This is a genomic window from Bradyrhizobium sp. UFLA06-24 (assembly GCF_054967145.1).
On sequence record NZ_JADFUE010000075.1, the window covers coordinates 1 to 18,130 of the forward strand.

15 protein-coding genes are annotated in these 18,130 nt (G+C 65.0%); 7 read left to right on the forward strand and 8 right to left on the reverse strand.

Features of this window, described 5'->3' with window-relative positions; all coding sequences use genetic code 11:
* On the forward strand, positions 1–1,127 hold a 1,127-nt coding region (locus tag IF809_RS33485), incomplete at its 5' end, for a polyhydroxyalkanoate depolymerase (protein ID WP_462839680.1).
* A gap of 7 nt (positions 1,128–1,134) precedes the next feature.
* Here IF809_RS33485 and IF809_RS33490 read toward each other — a convergent pair.
* From IF809_RS33490 to IF809_RS33515, 6 genes are read right to left on the reverse strand one after another with little or no spacing between them, the layout of a single operon-like run.
* Positions 1,135–3,003 (reverse strand): ABC transporter ATP-binding protein, encoded by a 1,869-nt coding sequence (locus tag IF809_RS33490; protein WP_462839681.1) that lies wholly within the window; start codon positions 3,001–3,003, stop codon positions 1,135–1,137.
* A gap of 9 nt (positions 3,004–3,012) precedes the next feature.
* On the reverse strand, positions 3,013–3,939 hold the full coding sequence (locus IF809_RS33495) for a 2-hydroxyacid dehydrogenase (RefSeq protein WP_462839682.1): 927 nt from the start codon (positions 3,937–3,939) through the stop codon (positions 3,013–3,015).
* 7 nt (positions 3,940–3,946) lie between these two features.
* The gene (locus IF809_RS33500; RefSeq protein ID WP_453995852.1) at positions 3,947–5,275 is read right to left on the reverse strand and encodes an NAD(P)/FAD-dependent oxidoreductase; all 1,329 of its coding nucleotides are present in this window, start codon (positions 5,273–5,275) and stop codon (positions 3,947–3,949) included.
* A 34-nt stretch (positions 5,276–5,309) separates the two neighbouring features.
* Positions 5,310–6,185 carry an ABC transporter permease gene (locus tag IF809_RS33505; RefSeq protein ID WP_462839683.1) on the reverse strand — a complete coding sequence of 292 codons (876 nt, stop codon included), beginning with the start codon at positions 6,183–6,185 and terminating at the stop codon, positions 5,310–5,312.
* Between the two features lie 3 nt (positions 6,186–6,188).
* Complete coding sequence (locus tag IF809_RS33510) at positions 6,189–7,139, reverse strand: ABC transporter permease (protein ID WP_462839684.1); 951 nt, start codon at positions 7,137–7,139, stop codon at positions 6,189–6,191.
* A gap of 15 nt (positions 7,140–7,154) precedes the next feature.
* Positions 7,155–8,846 carry a peptide ABC transporter substrate-binding protein gene (locus IF809_RS33515; RefSeq protein WP_462839685.1) on the reverse strand — a complete coding sequence of 564 codons (1,692 nt, stop codon included), beginning with the start codon at positions 8,844–8,846 and terminating at the stop codon, positions 7,155–7,157.
* Positions 8,847–9,066: 220 nt separating this feature from the next.
* Between IF809_RS33515 and IF809_RS33520 the strand changes: the two genes are divergently transcribed.
* Together IF809_RS33520 and IF809_RS33525 are read left to right on the forward strand one after the other, a co-directional pair.
* Positions 9,067–9,699: a cupin domain-containing protein gene (locus IF809_RS33520; protein ID WP_462839686.1), complete on the forward strand. Its 633-nt coding sequence runs from the start codon at positions 9,067–9,069 to the stop codon at positions 9,697–9,699.
* A 162-nt stretch (positions 9,700–9,861) separates the two neighbouring features.
* Positions 9,862–11,718: an ATP-binding protein gene (locus IF809_RS33525; RefSeq protein ID WP_453982322.1), complete on the forward strand. Its 1,857-nt coding sequence runs from the start codon at positions 9,862–9,864 to the stop codon at positions 11,716–11,718.
* 222 nt (positions 11,719–11,940) lie between these two features.
* On the opposite strand, the gene IF809_RS33530 is transcribed toward IF809_RS33525, so the two are convergent.
* On the reverse strand, positions 11,941–12,966 hold the full coding sequence (locus IF809_RS33530; protein WP_462839696.1) for an AraC family transcriptional regulator: 1,026 nt from the start codon (positions 12,964–12,966) through the stop codon (positions 11,941–11,943).
* 186 nt (positions 12,967–13,152) lie between these two features.
* On the opposite strand from IF809_RS33530, the gene IF809_RS33535 reads away from it, so the two are divergent.
* The 3 genes from IF809_RS33535 (at position 13,153) to IF809_RS33545 (ending at position 16,365) form a co-directional block, all read left to right on the forward strand.
* Entirely contained in the window at positions 13,153–13,602 is a 450-nt protein-coding gene (locus IF809_RS33535; RefSeq protein ID WP_453982321.1) for a cupin domain-containing protein, read from the forward strand.
* A 106-nt stretch (positions 13,603–13,708) separates the two neighbouring features.
* Entirely contained in the window at positions 13,709–15,202 is a 1,494-nt protein-coding gene (locus IF809_RS33540; protein ID WP_462839687.1) for a flavin-containing monooxygenase, read from the forward strand.
* A gap of 92 nt (positions 15,203–15,294) precedes the next feature.
* The gene (locus IF809_RS33545) at positions 15,295–16,365 is read left to right on the forward strand and encodes a hypothetical protein (protein ID WP_462839688.1); all 1,071 of its coding nucleotides are present in this window, start codon (positions 15,295–15,297) and stop codon (positions 16,363–16,365) included.
* A 1-nt stretch (position 16,366) separates the two neighbouring features.
* On the opposite strand, the gene IF809_RS33550 is transcribed toward IF809_RS33545, so the two are convergent.
* Positions 16,367–16,744 carry a hypothetical protein gene (locus tag IF809_RS33550; protein WP_462839689.1) on the reverse strand — a complete coding sequence of 126 codons (378 nt, stop codon included), beginning with the start codon at positions 16,742–16,744 and terminating at the stop codon, positions 16,367–16,369.
* Between the two features lie 185 nt (positions 16,745–16,929).
* Between IF809_RS33550 and IF809_RS33555 the strand changes: the two genes are divergently transcribed.
* Positions 16,930–18,123 carry an efflux RND transporter periplasmic adaptor subunit gene (locus tag IF809_RS33555; protein ID WP_462839690.1) on the forward strand — a complete coding sequence of 398 codons (1,194 nt, stop codon included), beginning with the start codon at positions 16,930–16,932 and terminating at the stop codon, positions 18,121–18,123.
* Positions 18,124–18,130: the final 7 nt, after the last annotated feature.

Genomic DNA, 18,130 nt, shown 5'->3' on the forward strand with positions numbered 1-18,130 from the left:
TGCCGCAGGGGATGTCGGACCAGGTCGTCGGCCGGCTGTCGGCGGCGCTGGAGCTGATCTCGCGCTCCACCCTGACCTATGACCGCCCGGCCTACGGCATCGACAGCGTGATGGTCGGAAATCGCGAGGTCGGCGTCACCGAGGAGATCGCCTACGCAACGCCCTTCGGCTCGCTGCTGCACTTCAGGAAACACGGCGTGAGCGAGCAGCCGCGCATGCTGCTGGTGGCGCCGATGTCGGGCCATTTTGCCACGCTGTTGCGCGGCACCGTCAAGACGCTGCTGCAGGATCACGACGTCTACATCACCGACTGGCACAATCCGCGCGACATTCCGCGCAGCGAAGGCCGCTTCGGGCTCGACGATTACACTGAACACCTGATCGACTTCCTTGGCCAGCTCGGACCGCGCCCGCATATGGTGGCGATCTGCCAGCCGTCCGTCTCTGCGCTCGCGGCCGCGGCGATCATGTGCGAGGGCAATCATCCCTCTCGCCCGGCGACGCTGACGCTGATGGCGGGTCCCATCGACACGCGGATCCAGCCGACCAAGGTCAACGAGTTCGCCAAGAGCAAGCCGATCGAATGGTTCGAGCGCAACCTGATCAACTACGTGCCGGTGCAGTGCCGCGGCGCATTCCGGAAGGTCTATCCCGGCTTCGTGCAGCTCACCGCCTTCGTCTCGATGAATCTCGAGCGCCACATCAAGCAGCACATGGATCTCGCCAACCACATCGCCAAGGGCGAGACGGAGAAGGCGGCGACGATCAAGACCTTCTACGACGAGTACTTTGCGGTGATGGACCTGCCGGCCGAGTTCTACATCGAGACCGTGCGCGATGTTTTCCAGGAGCACCTGCTCCCGCAGGGCAAGCTGATGCATCGCGGCCGCCCGGTCGACACCAGGGCCGTCAGCCGCATGGGCCTGATGACGGTCGAGGGCGAGAAGGACGACATCTGCTCGATCGGCCAGACGCTGGCGGCGCAAGACCTCTGCACCAGCGTGCGCGCCTATCGCCGCGTCCATCACATGCAGGCCGGCGTCGGCCATTACGGCGTATTCTCCGGCAAACGCTGGAACAACGAGATCTATCCGCTGCTGCGGGATTTCGTGCACGTGAATTCGTGACGGCGCCTCAGGCCGACCACTCCTCGCCCCAGACCTGCACGACATGGCCGGGCGAGACCTCGCGATATTGCCGCACCGGCGGCTGGTAATCCGTCGCGCGCACCGGGCTCCTGATCTCGTCGTTCGCCGCTTTGCGCCTGGTGCCGCGGCGTGCAGGATCGGGCACCGGCACGGCTTCCATCAGCTTCTTCGTATAGGGGTGCTGGGGATTGCCGAACAAGGCCGCGCGCGGGCCGATCTCGACGATCTCGCCAAGATACATCACGGCGACGCGATGGCTCATCCGCTCGACCACCGCGATGTCGTGGGAAATGAAGAGATAGGCGAGGCCCATGCTGGCCTGGAGATCGAGCATCAGGTTGACGACCTGCGCCTTCACCGAGACGTCGAGCGCGGAGACGGCCTCGTCGGCGACGATCAGTTTTGGTCCGAGCGCGAGCGCGCGCGCGATGCAGATGCGCTGACGCTGGCCGCCGGAGAATTCGTGCGGGAAGCGCGCCGCCATGTCGGCGGCGAGGCCGACGCGCACCAGCAGATCGGCGACTTTGTCGCGCGCTTGGGACGCAGTGGCGAGCCCGTTGGCAAGCAAGGGCGCGGCGATCGCCGTGCCCACCGACATGCGCGGATTGAGGCTCGCGAAGGGATCCTGAAACACGATCTGCATGTGCTTGCGGAAGTCGCGCAAGGCGCGGCCGTTCATGGCGAGCACGTCCTGGCCGTCGATCAGAACGGTGCCGCTATCCGGCTCGGTCAGCTTGAGGATCGAGCGGCCGGTGGTCGACTTGCCGCAGCCGGACTCGCCGACCAGCGCCAGGGTCTCGCCGGCGCGCAAGGTGAAGGAGACGTTCTCGACCGCATGGATGCGGCCCGAGACCTTGCCGAACAGGCCCGAGCGGATCGGAAAGCGCGTGGTGAGATTTGACACCTCCAGCAGCGGCCGCTCGGCGATCGAGACCGTATCGGGCGTCTCCGCCGGCTCGTCCGAGGTGCCCGCCACCTTGTCGACGATCGGGAAACGCATCGGTCGCGCGCGTCCCTCCATCGAGCCGAGCCGCGGCACGGCGGACAGCAGTGCGCGGGTGTAGGGATGCGAGGGCGCGGCGAAGATGCGCGCGGTCGCATCCGTTTCCACCGCCTGGCCGCCATACATGACGACGGTGCGGTCCGCGATCTCGGCGACCACGCCCATGTCGTGGGTGATGAAGAGGATCGCCATCCCCTCCTCCTGCTGAAGCTCCTTGAGGAGCTCCAGAATCTGGGCCTGGATGGTGACGTCGAGCGCGGTGGTCGGCTCGTCCGCGATCAGGAGTTTTGGCTTGCAGGCCAGCGCCATCGCAATCATCACGCGCTGGCGCATGCCGCCGGAGAAGCGATGCGGATGCTCGTGGAAGCGTGACTTCGCCGCGGGGATGCGGACCCGGTCGAGCAGACGGATGGTCTCGGCCTCCGCCGCCGCACGCGACAGGCCGCGATGCTGGATCAATGCTTCGGCGATCTGGAAACCGATGGTGAGCACGGGATTGAGGCTCGTCATCGGCTCCTGGAAGATCATCGCGACATCGTTGCCGCGGATGTCCTTCATACTCGGTTCGGGCAGCGCCAGCAGATCACGGCCGGCGAGCATGACGCGCCCCTCGACGCGGCCGATCTCCCTGGGAATGAGCCGCATGATCGACAGGGCGGTGACGCTCTTGCCCGAGCCGGACTCCCCGACGATCGCCACGGTTTCCCGCGGCGCGATGTCGAAGGAGACATTGCGGACGACGGGAATCCATCGTCGCTCGAGCATGAAGGAGGTGGTGAGGCCGGAGACGGACAGCACGGACGACCGCGCTTCGGCGATCACGTGGTCGGCTCCGCTTGCGCTCATGCTCATGCGAATGTCCTAGTAACCACGGCCGCGATCGACCAATCCCGGCAGCGCTTCGCCCCGCCGGTGGCGGGCGATGACGTCGAGCACGAAATCGACGGCCGTATCCGGCGAGGTCATGCTGGCATTGTGCGGCGTCAGCAGGATGCGCGGATGGCTCCAGAACGGATGGGCCGCCGGCAGCGGCTCGGGATCGGCAACATCGAGGACGGCCCCCGACAGCGCGCCGCTGTCGAGCGCCGCGAGGAAGTCGGCCTCAATGAGATGCGGACCGCGCCCGACATTGACGAGCCCTGCGCCGCGCGGCAGGCGCGCGAACAGATCGGCGTTGAGAATGCCGCGGGTCTCGTCGGTCAGGGGCAACAGGCAGACGAGGATATCGGCATGTGCGAGAAACTCCGGCAAGGTGCCCGCGCCCGCGTAGCAAGCCACGCCCGCAATCTCGCGTAGCGAGCGATTCCACCCCGAGAGTGGAAAGCCGAACGCTTTGAGCCGTTCGAGCACGGCTTGGCCGAGCTGGCCGAGCCCCATCACGCCGACCCGCCGACGCCTAGCCGGCGTGATCCGGATCTCGCGCCAGACCTGCTCCTTCTGCTGGTTGATGAAGTGCAGGAGGTCACGGTGCAAGGCCAGCACAGCAAGGGTGACGTATTCGACCATGGTCTCGGCGATGCCGGGCTCCAGCATGCGCACCAGTGGAATGTGCGGAGGGAGTTTCGTCGCGTCGAACTGGTCGACGCCGGCGCCGACTGAGAAGACGAGTTCGAGGTTGGGAAAGGTCATCGCGATATCGTCAGGCGGCACCCAGGCCACGAGATAACGAACGTCGGTGGCATTGCCGATGTCGGGCCAAAGCCGGAATGGCACATCAGGCGCGCGCTCCGCAAAGAAGCGCGCCCACTCGGCGCCGCGCACCATGTTGGCCTTGTAGAGGACCGTCATGCGGCCCTCAGAACGGGCTGACCGGCGCCAGCCGACGGCCATCGATCATGCGCTTGTGGCTGTAGGCGGCGGGATCGACCAGCGGCGTCGCGCCGGTGACGATGTCGGCAGCGAGCTTGCCGGCGGCGGGCCCGATGCCGAAACCATGGCCGGAGAAGCCCGTGGCGAGGAAGAAGCCTGGTAGCGCGTCGACCGGCGAGATCACGGGAATCGTATCGGGCGTGCAATCGATGGTGCCGCCCCAGGCTTCCGCGATCTCGATATCCTTCAGCTCAGGGTTCGCCTTGATCAATGAGGCCAGCGCCGCGTTGACCAGGGACATGTCGGGCGCAGGATCGCGCACGCGCTCGGTCTCGAACGGCGACGGCTTGTCAAAGCTCCAGCTGGTGCCGCGCATGAGCTGGTCGAAGAACGACTTGCCGAACGACATCTTCAATCCGTTCTTGCGATGCAGATATGTCGGCCAGAAGGTCCAGGCGTAGCGCAGCAGATCCGGGGACAGCTCCACCGTGCCGCGATTGCGCAGCGCCAGCGTGAAGCCGCCATCGAGGCGGCGGCGGATACAGTAGAAGTCGGTGCCCAGCGCGCCGGAGGTGATCTCGGGTCCCGGCGTGGTCCGGCACGCCGTGGCATTGACGAGTCCGATCGGCAGCTCGATGCCGTGGCGGCGGCAGAACAGCGACGACCAGGCGCCGCCCGACAGCAGCACCGCTTGGGTGCGGATGGCGCCCTTTTCGGTGACGACAGCGCTGACCTTTCCGCCTGAAGTCTCCAGCCCGCGCGCGGCGCAGCCCTGGTGGATGGTGACACCGTGCTTTCGCGCGGCGGTCGCCAGCGCAGGCACCGCCATCGACGGCTCGGCGCGGCCATCGCTCGGGGTGTGCAGGCCGCCGACCCATTGATCGGTATTCCCCGGCATGCGCTCGGCGACCTCGGCCGGCGTGAGGACGGTCGAGTGCACCTGCATCTCGCGCGCGACCGCAGCCCAGCGTTCCCAGCTTGCAAGCTCGTCCTTGCTCTTGGTCAGGAACAGCACGCCGGTGCGGCGGAAGCCGGCATCGACGCCGGCGTCGTTCTGCATGTCCTCCCACAAGCGTAGCGCTTCTCGGGCGAGCGGGATTTCTTCACGCGCGCGTCCCTGCTGGCGGCACCAGCCCCAATTGCGGCTCGACTGTTCGCCGCCGACATGGCCCTTCTCGACCAGCGCGACGGAGAGGCCCTTCTTGGCGAGGTGATAGGCGGCGGAGACGCCGATGACGCCGCCGCCGATGACGACGACATCCGCCTGGGCCGGCAGGCGCTCGTCGCTGTTTATACGGTTGAGCGGCGGGGACATGATGCACTCCTGAAGATTGGTTCGAGTCTTTTGGTCATGAGACGTTCATTCGCGGATCGAGCGCATCGCGCAGGCCGTCACCGAGGAAGTTGAAGCTGGTCACCGCGAGGGTGATGACGAGGCCCGGCGCGATCGCGAGCCACGGCGCGCTGGTGAGATAGATCTGCGCATTGTTGAGCATGTTGCCTAGGCTCGCGGCCGGCGGCTGGATGCCGTAGCCGAGATAGCTGAGATAGGATTCCAGCAGGATGGCCTTGGCGACGTTGAGCGTCGCGGCCACCACGATCGGCGCAATCGCGTTGGGCACGAGCTCGCGGAACATGATCCGCAGATTCGACGAGCCGAAGGCGAGCGCGGCCACCGCGAACTCGCGTTCCCGCAGCGAGCGCACCTGGGCCTCGACGACTCGGGCCACCCACATCCAGGCGGTCGCTGCGATCAGCACGGTGGTGGTGACGAAGCCGGGCTCGGTTAGCGCGGCCAGCGCCAGCAGCAGAAAGATGGTCGGAAAGCACAGCACCGCGTCGACCAGCCGCATCAACACCGCCCCGACCACGCCGCCATAGAATCCGGCGAAGGCGCCGACGACGATGCCGACCGCCATCGCGATCACCATCGCGACGAAGCCGATCGACAGCGAGATGCGTGCGCCCATCATCAGGCGTGCCAGCACGTCGCGGCCGAGCTCGTCGGTGCCGAGGATGTGCGCACCCGAGAGCGGCGGCGCGAACCGCTTCATGATGTCGATATAGGTGTCGTCGAACGGCAGTAGATAGGGACCGAAGACGGAGCCGAGCACCAGCACCAGAATGATGACGGCACCGGCGAGCGCCAGGCGATGCCGGCGGAAGCGCCGCCATGCGGCCTGGCCGGGCGGGGGTTGAGCGGTGGACAAGACTGCGGTCGCCATCGCCTAGCCCACTCGGATGCGCGGATCGACGACGGCGTAGAGCATGTCGGCAAGCAGCGAGCCGATCAGCACCATCATTGCCGAGAACATCAGGATCCCCATCACCACGGGATAGTCGCGGTAGCCGATCGAATCGAGGAACAGCCGGCCCATGCCGGGCCAGGTGAACACGGTCTCCGCCACGAGCGCGCCGCCGAGCAGTGTGGGGAATTGAAGACCGGCCACCGTGATCATCGGCAGCAGCGCATTGCGCAGCGCGTGCACGGTGAGAATGCGCCATTCCGGGATACCCTTGGCGCGCGCGGTGCGGATGTAATCCTGGTTGATGACCTCGAGCATGGAGGACCGCATGAAACGCCCCCACATCGCGGTCTCGACCAGCGCCAGCACCATGGCCGGCGCAATCAGATGATGCAGCAGGTCGGGCAAGGAGCCGTCGCCGACGGTCTCGCGGTTGCCGGCCGGCAGCCAGCCCAGCTTCACCGAGAACACGTAGATCGTGACCAGACCGAACCAGAAGGTCGGGATCGACAGCGCGATCATGGCGCCGACGGTGGCGAGCGAGTCAAACAGCGAGTATCGTCGCAGCGCGCCAGAGATGCCGATCCAGCAGCCGAGCAGCACGGCGATGATGGTCGCGGTCGTCATCAACTCCAGCGTCGCGCCGAGATGCGAGGAGATCACCGACAGCACCGCCTCGCCGTCGCGATAGGACTTGCCCCAATCGCCTTTCAACATGCGGCCGAACCAGTCGAGATACTGGATCGGCAGCGGGCGATCGAGGCCGAGCTGCCTGGTGACGCGGTCAAGGTCCTCCTGCGTCATCTGAGCGGACGCGGCAAATTGCGAGAGCGGACCACCCGGCGCCAGATGCAGGATGGCAAAGCCGATCGCCGAGAAGATCACCAGCAGCATGACCGCCTGCGCCAGGCGATTGAGGACGTAACGGGCCATCTCAGACGATCCTGATCAGGCCCAGTACCATTCGCGCATGTTCCAGCTGTTGATCGAGGTGTTGATGTTGGGACGGAAGCCCTGCAGCCCCTCCTTCACGCCTTCGGCGATGAAGCCCTGGAACAGCGGCAGGATCGCGAGGTCGTTGCGGATCAGCTTCTGCAGCTCGCCGTAAGTGGTTTTGCGCTGCGCGAGATCGAACTGCTTGGCGCCTTGCGCGAGCAGCCGATCGGCCTCCGCGCTCTGGTATTGATAGGTGTTGTAGCCACGGCCGCCCTTGGCGGGAATCGCGCCGGAGCCGAACCGCGGCGTCACATCAGGGTCGCTGCCCAGCATGAAGTTCACGCCGACGATGACCGAATTGAACTTCGATTGCTGCCAGAAGTCGCCCCAGATTACGGCCGCCGGCATGTTGTTGACGCGCATCGCAGCGCCAATGGCCCGCCAGTCCTGGATCAGGAGCTGCTGGCACTGCTCGCGCACGGCGCTGCCCGCCGTCGTCGAATTGGTGAATTCGAGCTTCACACCGTTCTTCTCGCGCACGCCACCGGAGCCGCGGACCCACCCCGCGGCATCAAGCAGCGTATTGGCCTTGGCGGGATCGTATTTGTGCTGCGGCAACCCTTGCTGGAACGACCAGGCCTGCTGCGGCACGAACGTCTCGGTCTGCGTCGGCAGACCATAATAGAGCGCGTCGATGATCGCCTGCTTGTTGATGGCGTAATAGAGCGCCTCGCGCACGGCACGGTCGGCGAAAGGACCGAACTCGAGATTGGGCGCAATGTGCTCCACCGAGGAGGTCGAGGAGACGACAATCTTGCGGCCCTTCAGCGTCTTCGCCTCCTGCACGAAGTTCGGCAGGATGCCTTGCAGCCCGGTGTAGTCGACCTGTCCGGTGCGGAACTGGGTGTAGAGCACGGTGAGGTCGGGGATGTATTTGAAGACCACGCGTTCGACGTAAGGCCCCTCGCCGTGATACCCCGTGTAGGCATTCAGCAGGATATGATCGCCGGGCACGCGCTCGCCCCAGCGGAACGGCCCGGTGCCGACCGGCGCGTTGTGGAACGGCGAGGCGTTGGGATCGGAGACTTTCTCCAGGATGTGCTTGGGCACGATGAAAGTCAGCGAGCCCAGGATCGACATGTAGGGCGAATAGGGCGCTTCCATGCGCCAGTGGATCTCGTCCGGCGCGACGACCTTGATGTCCTTGACGAGGCTGTGGCCGACGCGGCTGCGCGCACGGAAATTGGGATCGTTGATCAGCTCGAGCGAGAACTTGACGTCGTCGGCCGTGAACGGCGTGCCGTCGTGCCACTTTACGTCGCTGCGCAGCTTGATCTTCCAGGTCAGGCCGTCGGCCGACAATCCGCCATTCTCGATGGTCGGGACTTCGCGCGCCAGGTCCGGAACGAAATTGCCCTCGGGATCGATGAACCAGAGCAGCGAGAACACCTGCCACCAGACACCCTGATCGACCTCGATGCCGGGCATCAGCGGATGAAACACGGTCGGCTCCTGCGACAGCGCCGCGATCACCTGGCCACGCGGCTTGTCAGGCGGATTGCCCGGGCGCTCGGTCTGCGCAAAGGCGTTGCCTGGGAGGGTCAACGCCGCCGCACCTGCGCCAAGCTGGAAGAATTGACGGCGCGTCGGAATGCCGAGGTGATGCAGTCTCCCGACGCCGAGCTTGCCGGTGCTGTCTGCCATGACCAGTCTCCGTTCCCGCACGCGGCACCGTCTCCCGCGCCCCCGAACCCCCGGCAAAGAGACAGGAGTGGGCTTTAGTGCTTCTAAATTTTTCAAACAAAATTTCATCACGACTAAATACAGCTGTCAATCGCATTGCTAGTATGCGCGACCTTTTCACTCCGGCTGAAGCCGCGGACCGATGCGCCCCGGTGCTTCGGACGATGCATGGGAGAGCGACATGGATGGTCGCGGCGACACGAACGCTTCGAAGGACGTCCCGGCGATCGAGACTGACGATGCCGTGGACCAGCGCCTCGGCGAAACCGTGCGCTTGCTGCGTCAGCGGGCCGGTCTGTCGATCCAGGACGTCGCTAACAAGACCGGCCTCTCGACCGGCATGATCAGCCAGCTCGAACGCGCGCGCGCGATGCCCTCGATTCGCACGCTGCGGCTGCTCAGCATCGCGCTAGAGGTGCCGATCTCCTATTTCTTCGAGAGCAGCGATCCCGGCGACGTGCAGCGCTATATCGTCCGCAAGAACAACCGGCGCCTGCTGCGTCTCACCGCCAGCGGCGTCGTCAAGGAAGCGCTGACCCCGGAGGGCAAGGGCCAGCTCGAGCTCTATGAGCTCACGCTCAATCCGGGTGCCTCCTCAGGCACCGACTTCCTGCAACATACCGGCGAGAAGGCCGGCTATATCCTCTCCGGCAGCCTGCGGCTGTGGCTGGACAACCAGGCTCATGTGCTCGAAGCAGGCGACAGCTTCCGCTTCCCGAGCATCGTGCCGCACATGTTCGACAACCCGACCCAGCAGACCGCGCGCGTGATCTGGGTCACGACACTGCGCCAGACCGATTCGCCTGCTGGTTGAGCACCCGGCACGCACGCGTCTCGATACCGCCGGAAATTGCCCTCGACGGCGCCGCAGGGAGTCTGTAGCTCACAGGGAGCCGGACTCATTCGACCGGGCGGACCTGGAAGTCCAATGGAGGTCCCTGGGGTTCGCGGCTAACGTCGTGGGTGTGATCAGACCATGAAACTCAGGGGGTTTCTGACACGCGCGATGGCTGCGCAAGCCGTCGTGACGGCTGCGGCCCTCCTCGTCTCCCATGTCGTGGCCGGACCCGGGTTCGGCATTGCCCAAATCGTCGCCTTGCTGACAAGCGCCGCCGCTGCGGTGCTGCTCGCGCGGTTTTGCGCAGACAGAATCGCAACGTCCCAAGACAAGCACGTTGCCGGACAACTGGCCGAGCAGGCGCAGGCGCGCGCTGACAGTGCCCAGATGACGCAAGCCGTCATCAGGACCGCACTCGACGCGTTCATTCAGACCGACGCTGCCGGCATCGTGCTGGAGTGGAGCGTGCAGGCCGAGGCTCTGACCGGATGGTCGCGGCAGGAGGCGATCGGCGCGGACGTCGTCGAGCTGCTGGTCGCCGAACCGCTGCGATCAGGCTTCAGGCAACGCATGATGCGGATGTTGCCGGAATTATCCGATACGCCGATCGGCATCCGTTTCGAGGCGAGCCTTGTGCACCGGAACGGCGATGCGATGCTGGTCGAGGCATCGAGCACGGCGCTCCACGCCGGCGGCCGCACCATCATCAATGTCTTCGTCAAGGATCTGACGCAGAAGCGCGCGGCCGAAGAACAGTTGATCCAGGCCCAGAAGATGGATGCCATCGGCCAGCTCACCGGCGGCATCGCGCATGAATTCAACAACATGCTCACGGTGATCACGGGCACGATCGAGATCCTCGCCGAGGCCGTGAAGGACAATCCGCCGCTCGCCACCATCACCAAGCTGATCAGCGAGGCCGCCGATCGCGGCGCGGCCCTGACCTCGAGCCTGCTGTCCTTTGCGCGCAAGCAGGCGCTGCAACCGGCCGAGATCGACGTCAACGATTTGCTCGAAGAGCTCGCGAAACTGCTGCTGGCGACCTTCGACAAGAAGATCGAGATCGTCAGGAAGTTCGACCGCAGCATCTGGCTGGCGTTCGCCGACCGCGGACAGCTTTCCTCGGCGCTGCTCAACCTCGCGATCAACGCCCGCGACGCGATGCCGGACGGCGGTCGCTTGACGTTGACGACACGCAACGTGGTGTTCGGCGTGCGCGAAGCCTTTGCGGTCGGCGCCGGCTATGCTGGCGACTATGTCGAAGTCGAGATCGCAGACACCGGCACCGGCATTCCGCAGGCGCTCCTCGAACGCATCTTCGATCCGTTCTTCTCGACCAAGGAGGTCGGCAAGGGCACCGGCCTCGGGCTCAGCATGGTGTTCGGCTTCGTCAAGCAATCCGGCGGCGGCATCAAGGTCAGATCCGAGGAAGGCCACGGCACGGTCTTCACGATCTATCTGCCGAAGGCCGAGACCAGCGCGCTTCGCCCCGCAAGTTATGATGCGCGCAAGATCGTGGGAGGGACCGAGACCATCCTCTGCGTCGAGGACGACCGCGACGTCCGCCAATACGTCACCGTCCAGCTGGAGAGCCTGGGCTACAAGGTCCTCCCTGCCGCCAACGCGGCCGAAGCGCTGGCGATTGCGGCCGCCGGCACGCCGTTCGACCTGCTCTTCACCGACATCGTGATGGCCGGAAGCATCAACGGGCGCGAGCTCGCCGACCAGATGGTGGCCGCACGTCCTTCGCTTCGCGTGCTGTTCACGTCGGGCTATGCCCACGACTCCCAGCATGCGCAGGCAGGCGTCACCATGGGAGCGCCGCTTCTGACGAAACCCTATCGCAAGGCTGAACTGGCACGCATGCTGCGCCGCTCGCTCGACACTGCCGTCGACGCAGTGGGCGACGCCATCCCGACGCCTTATTCGGTGCAGGCCGATCTCGAGGGTTTTCTGCGCAGGCAGGCCGCCGAAGACCGCGGCTCGCGATCGTGAACATGACCTAGAGCGCGATGAGATTGGGTTGAATCAAGCCGCCGCGGGCTCGGTGCACCTCTGCCGCTCGCGGGAGAGGTCGGCGCAACGCGCCGGGTGAGGGTTCTCTCCTCTTGGGGAGTGTCCCGTTGCGGAGAAACCCTCTCCCCAACCCTCCCCCGCAGGCGGGGGAGGGAGCGCACCTTTCTTGTCGCGGCAAATGAAACCTAGTCTCATCATGCTCTAGCTCATCCGCCGCCGCAACGTCGCCGACGGCGTCTCGCCGAACTTTGCGCGATAGGCGCCGGCCATGCGGCCGAGATGGGTAAAGCCGAGATCGAAGGCAATGTCGGTGATCGACACGTCGGGTGACGCCTGCGCGAGCCGGGCGTGCAGACCGGCAAGGCGCATGTCGAGCAGCATCTGCGAGATCGACAGCCCGAAGTGACGGCGGAAACCGAGCTGGAGCGCGCGGATGCCGATCCCGGCCGCGCAGGCAAGCTGCACCAGGTCGAGCGGCTCGCCGGCATTGTCGGCGAGATGATCGCGCGCGGCGCGGAGTGCGCGCGGCAAACGCTCGGCTTGCCCCGAAAACGTCCTGATCGCATCCGACCGGTCATGCCGCAGGCCGTTGAGCAGACGATCGAACAGCACCTCGCGCCAATCAGCCATCGTGACGGGCGACATCAGGCCGGACGGTCCGAGCCGTTCGGCGAGCGTCATCAACTCGGCAAGACTGGTTCGCAAGGCCTGGCCCGACGACGTGTTCAGGTCGACCACAGGATCGAACTCGACCGCGCCGGCCGCCGCGCCGGACAGCGCCGCGGCACGCTGCTCGACCATGCGGCGATCGAGCAGCAGGATCGCCTGCGCACAATCGCTCCACATCATCCGGGTCGGGATGGTCGGCGACAGCAGCGAGGCGATCCGGCCAGGGGCAGCATCGAATTCGCCGGCGCCGGCGTGAATGTGAGCTGTGCCCGAGAGCGGGATCTGCACCAGGAAGAAGCGATCGAGGCAGCCGGGATCGATGCTCACCGATCCGCCATAGGCAACGTAGTTGATCGAAAAGCCGTCGAAATCAGCGCAATTGTGCCGTGCGGAGAACCCGGCCGCACGGAGCCGTGCCGGCTTGAGATCATGCGGACAGAAGATACGCCCGATCTGCTCGGCCGCTTCATCGACATCATCGGTGGTGACGCGGGCAAAGGCTGCAAGCCGTTCGGCTTCGGACACCCTTGCGCTCATTTCCTGCACGGCTGCGGACATCATCGACCACGCATGGCGTCACGGAATTGCTTTAAGCTTATAATAGTTGCCCGGAGGCGAAAAGAGCCGTTTCTCGAAATCGTCGTGCTGCATAGCAGCAGCCTTACCGGATTCGTTTAGCGGATAGACAGGAGGCCATGGCTGGCCGAAGCTCCGTCCCTGCCGGAATCCATCAGGGAGCAAGCCATGACTGCACTCGAAAAGGGCATTACTGCAAACGGCACGGGCTATGGCGGCAAGAGCTGGAACATCCTGGGCCAAGTCTATTTCCCCAAGGCCGTCACCGAGTCCACCTTCGCGTTCGAGACCAACAGCGATCCCGGCCAGTTCGTGCCGGTGCATATCCATCCGACGCAGGACGAATTCATCCTGGTGCAGGAAGGCACGCTCGACCTCAAGCTCGACGGCGTCTGGGTCAAGGCGCATGCCGGCGATCTCGTGCGGATGCCGCGCGGCATTCCGCACGGCTATTTCAACAAATCCGACAAGCCGTGCCGCGCGCTGTTCTGGGTCTCGCCGATGCAGAAGCTGGAGGCGCTGTTCAACCAGCTCCACAATCTGACCGACCCGGCCGAAGTCGTGCGCATCTCGGCGTTGCATGAGGTCGACTTCCTGCCGCCCGAGGCCAACGACTAAGCGGCACGCCTCCTCGTCCCTTTCATCTGCTTGCAGCTCGGCCGGCCGTTCCTTGCGGCCGAACCAGGCCGCTTGCGCGCGAAACAGATTGATTGCGAGCCCTCCCATGGTCAGCCAAAAACATGTCTGCGTGATCGGCGCCGGCGTCTCCGGCCTCGCCACGGCAAAAGCATTCTCCGCCCGTGGCCACCGCGTCACCATCGTCGAGCGCAGCGCCGATCTCGGCGGCGTCTGGGAGCCGGCACGTTCCTATCCCGACGTCCAGACCCAGAGCCCGAAGGACCTCTACCGCTACACCGATCGCGCCATGCCGGACGCCTATCCGGAATGGCCGACGGGGCCGCAGGTCCATGCCTATCTCGCCGATTACGCCAGGAGCTTCGGTCTCGACCACATGCTGCGCTTCAACACTTCGGTCGTGGGCATGGCGCGGCGCGCCGACGGCAAGCCGGGCTGGACGCTGACGCTGACGACCAGGGACGGCGCGAGCACCAACGAGGATTTCGATTTCGTCGCGGTCTGCATCGGACAGTTCAACGAGCCGCGCGAGCTGCATTGCCGCGGCGAAGAAAGTTTCCTGGCGCAGGGTGGACAGGTCCTGCATTCGTCGAAATACGGCGATCCCACGCTGGCGAAGGGCCGCCGCGTCGTCGTGCTCGGCGGATCGAAATCGGCGACCGATATTGCCGTGAACGCGGTGAAGTCGGGCGCGCGCGAGGTCACCATCGTGATGCGCGAGCCGGTGTGGCGTATCCCCTATTTCATCGGCGGGCTCGTCAACTTCAAGCGGATCCTCTACATCCGCGCGCAGGAAGAGATGTTTCAGGGCTGGGGTGCGAGCGCTCTGACGCGGCTCGCGCACCGCATCACCGCGCCGCTGGCCTGGGCGAACTGGCGCGGGCTGGAGAGCCTCTTGAAGGCGCAGCTCAAGCTCAACAAGTGCAGGATGGTCCCGAACGAGCGGATCGAGGACGGCATCAATTGCTCGGTGCCGATCGCAACGCCGGGCTTCTATCCGATGGTCGCCGACGGCCGCATCAAGGCGGTGTTCGGCACGTTCGATCATTATGAAGGCGACACGATCGTGATGAGCGGCGGCGAGCATGTCGGCGCCGACGTCGCGGTGCTTGCGATCGGCTACAAGCTCGGCGTGCCGTTTCTCCCCGAGGCCTATCAACAAAAGCTGGTCGATGCGGACGGGCAGTACCGGCTCTATCGCCTGATCGCCAATCCTGACCTGCCCGACCTCGGCTTCGTCGGTTTCAACTCGTCGTTCTGCACCGTGCTCTGCGCCGATCTCGCGGCCAACTGGCTGGTCCGCTATGCCGACGGGCAACTCAAAAACCAACCGACGGCGCAGCAGATGCACGATAACATCGAGATGATGCTGCACTTCAAGCGCGTCGAGCGGCCGGCCGCGGGCGTCTATGGCGGCTTGTGCGTCGCGCCGTATCACTATCGTCATTTCGACGAGCTGATGGCCGACATCGGCACGAAGCAGCAAAAGCGCGCCGGGCTCGGGGGACGCTTCCTGCCGCCGGACGCGGATGCCTATGCCAAGTTCCTGGCGACGGCGCCGGAGTACCGAGCAGTGGGATGAGACCGGAGCACCCGATTTGAACCTCGCCAGGCGGTGCGGCTGACGTTTACGATCCCATGACGACGAATCTCCGGGAGACACGGGAACTCGCCATGGGACAACGATGCCGGGCCGCGGCCGCCGCGGCGGTGCTTGGGCTACTACTGCTCACAACGCCCGCCGCGAGCCGGGCGCAACCGCTGACGTCAACGCAAGCGGACGCGCAAGCCGCCTATGATCGGGCGCTTGCCGATTTCAAATCGATCCTCGCCGAACGGCGCCGCCAGATCGAAACCAGGCAGCCGCTGCCGAACCTGCCGGGCCAGGCCTTATACCTCGCCCGCGTCGCTGTGATCAGCACCTACAAGAATCTCACCGACGCCATGCCGTCGCGGATCGGCAAGCCAAACAAGTTCGGGATTCCTCCTGCATATTTCGATGCCGCAATCGAGCCGCTGGTCGACGAATATGCTGACATCTTCGACATCATGGAGGCGCCGCCCGCGGACGCTCAGAATTCGGCAACGCCGTTCAAGGACGTCATCGATCTCGGCACCGCGATTGCGCGCGCCAAGGGACTTGCATCCAAGGACGCCGAAGCCGCGGGCCGCATCAGCCTGGGGCTGTTCTATGCCGAGACCAACGGCAAGCAGAACGTCCGCAATGCGCGCTCGAACACCTATATGGGCAGCTTTCAGACGGGCCCCTCGGAGGACCGCAACGGCCAGCGCAAATGGGCTGCCATCAAGGGCACGATCGCGACGCTCGATCCGGCATTAAGCGCCCGGGACGACAAGGAGGAAGCCCGCTCCCGCGGCACCGACCGCCGCTTCAATCACTGGACAAATGTGCGCGACGGCCTGATGAACGCGCACGCCGATCTGTTCCGCGAGATCCCCACAATCGTGAAGACCCTGCCGGACCCGATCGACCAGATGAAGCTGTTCGAGCTGATCCAGATCGTCCCGACACCGACGCGCTCCGCGCTGAGCTCGGGCGACCTGCTGAACTACAGAGTGTCCAATCCCACTATCATGAAGCACCTGCGCAACAACAGCATCTTCGCGTTCGGCAAGACAGACCGGGCTCGAAGCTCGGCCAGCTTCCGCGAGATTCTCGGCGCGATGTGGCCGTTCAAGCGGAAATTCGAGAAGGCGATGGTGAAATACGCAGAAATCAAGTGAGCTATCGATCAAGCGAGCTGAGATACTCGTCGGCGATGGCGCGCCACCGCTCGGGATAGAGCCGCAGCAAATGGCCGTCGCCGGGGACGCCGTGCAGCAGCTCGAAACGTGCGCTGCCGCCGGCGGCGGCGAACGCGTGGTGATATTCGCGGATCAGCTCCTCCTTGTAGAGGCGGTCGTTGTCGGCATAGAGCCAGAGCTGCTTGACCTTGTCGCCCGCACCGCGACCGGCGTTCGCATAGTAAGGTGTAGTCACCGGTCCGTACGGGTACCAGCCGCCGCTGAAGTTCACGACGCCCATCACCTCTTCTGGCTTCAGGCCTCCGTAGTGCATCGCGAGGAAGCCGCAAAATCCACGTGGCTCAATGGTCTGCGTCACGCTGCCTTTGAAACAATTCTGGTCGATCGTGCCCGCGATGAAAAGCGGTTTGTCATGACAAAGCTGTCACAGGCCACGCCACTGTTTGCAGTGCAAGGGCTGTGACTGCCATGGCTATGGTGTTTCACGGCTCGGCATTTGTTGGTAGCCTGCCCCGGCAACAGACAATCATCGGGGGCCACCGAATGACCGCAACGAATCCCGCCGATCCCACGCAATTCCAACGTGCGCGGAGGCATATCGGACGGGCCTGGGCCGCTGCGGCAGCCGTGGCTGCGCTCGCCGGCTGCGAGGACAAGAACACGTTCGTCGCGCCGCCGCCGCCGAAGGTGGATGTCGCAACGCCGGTGCAGCGTCCTGTCACGCGCTATGTCGAGGCCACCGGCAACACCGCGCCGATCAAGAGCGTCGATCTGGTCGCGCGCGTGCAGGGTTTTCTGCAAACGATCGACTACACCGACGGCACCTTCGTCAAGCAGGGCACCCAGCTGTTCACGATCGAGCCCGAGACCTACAAGCTCAAGCTCGAGCAGGCGCAGGCGGCAGAGACGGGCGCGCAGGCATCGCTCCGCCAGGCCGAGGCCGACTTCAAGCGGCAGAGCGACCTCGTGCAGCGACAGGCGGTCTCGCAAGCGACCCTGGACACCTCGACATCGACCCGCGACAACGCGCAAGCCAACCTCCAGCAGGCCCAGGCCAACACCAGGCTCGCCGAGGTCAATTACGGCTACACCAGGGTGACCGCACCATTCGATGGTATCGTCAGCGCGCACATGGTCTCGGTCGGCGAGCTCGTCGGCGTCTCCTCCCCGACGCAGCTCGCGACCATCGTGGCGATGGATCCGATTTATGTGAACTTCACCGTCAACGAGCAGGACGTGCTGCGCATCCGTGCCGAGGCCGCACGCCGTGGACTGACCGCGGCCGACCTCAAGCAATTCCCGATCGAAATCGGCCTCCAGACCGAGACCGGCTATCCGCACGAGGGCAAGCTCGACTACGTCGCGCCGACCCTCAATTCATCGACCGGCACGCTTGCCGTGCGCGGACTCGTGCCCAATGACAAGCGGGTGCTGCTCCCAGGCTATTTCGTCCGCGTCCGGGTGCCTTTCACCCAGGAGAAGGACGCCCTCCTGGTCCCTGATACGGCGCTCGGCAGCGATCAGGGCGGACGGTATCTGCTGGTCGCCAACAAGGACAATGTGGTCGAGCAGCGCAAGGTGCAGATCGGGCCAGTCGACAACGGCCTGCGCGTGATCGAAAGCGGCCTCAAGCCCGACGATCGCGTGGTCACGTCAGGATTGCTGCGCGTCATTCCGGGCCAGAAGATCGACCCGCAGCAGACCAAGATCGAGCAGCCGCAGGCCGCGAGCAAGTAGGGGCTGG

Coding starts and splice junctions, on each gene's coding strand:
- IF809_RS33490 (WP_462839681.1), bottom strand. CDS start 3,003: ATGAGCATGAGCGCAAGCGGAGCCGACCACGTGATCGCCGAAGCGCGG.
- IF809_RS33495 (WP_462839682.1), bottom strand. CDS start 3,939: ATGACGGTCCTCTACAAGGCCAACATGGTGCGCGGCGCCGAGTGGGCG.
- IF809_RS33500 (WP_453995852.1), bottom strand. CDS start 5,275: ATGTCCCCGCCGCTCAACCGTATAAACAGCGACGAGCGCCTGCCGGCC.
- IF809_RS33505 (WP_462839683.1), bottom strand. CDS start 6,185: ATGGCGACCGCAGTCTTGTCCACCGCTCAACCCCCGCCCGGCCAGGCC.
- IF809_RS33510 (WP_462839684.1), bottom strand. CDS start 7,139: ATGGCCCGTTACGTCCTCAATCGCCTGGCGCAGGCGGTCATGCTGCTG.
- IF809_RS33515 (WP_462839685.1), bottom strand. CDS start 8,846: ATGGCAGACAGCACCGGCAAGCTCGGCGTCGGGAGACTGCATCACCTC.
- IF809_RS33520 (WP_462839686.1), top strand. CDS start 9,067: ATGGATGGTCGCGGCGACACGAACGCTTCGAAGGACGTCCCGGCGATC.
- IF809_RS33525 (WP_453982322.1), top strand. CDS start 9,862: ATGAAACTCAGGGGGTTTCTGACACGCGCGATGGCTGCGCAAGCCGTC.
- IF809_RS33530 (WP_462839696.1), bottom strand. CDS start 12,966: ATGTCCGCAGCCGTGCAGGAAATGAGCGCAAGGGTGTCCGAAGCCGAA.
- IF809_RS33535 (WP_453982321.1), top strand. CDS start 13,153: ATGACTGCACTCGAAAAGGGCATTACTGCAAACGGCACGGGCTATGGC.
- IF809_RS33540 (WP_462839687.1), top strand. CDS start 13,709: ATGGTCAGCCAAAAACATGTCTGCGTGATCGGCGCCGGCGTCTCCGGC.
- IF809_RS33545 (WP_462839688.1), top strand. CDS start 15,295: ATGGGACAACGATGCCGGGCCGCGGCCGCCGCGGCGGTGCTTGGGCTA.
- IF809_RS33555 (WP_462839690.1), top strand. CDS start 16,930: ATGACCGCAACGAATCCCGCCGATCCCACGCAATTCCAACGTGCGCGG.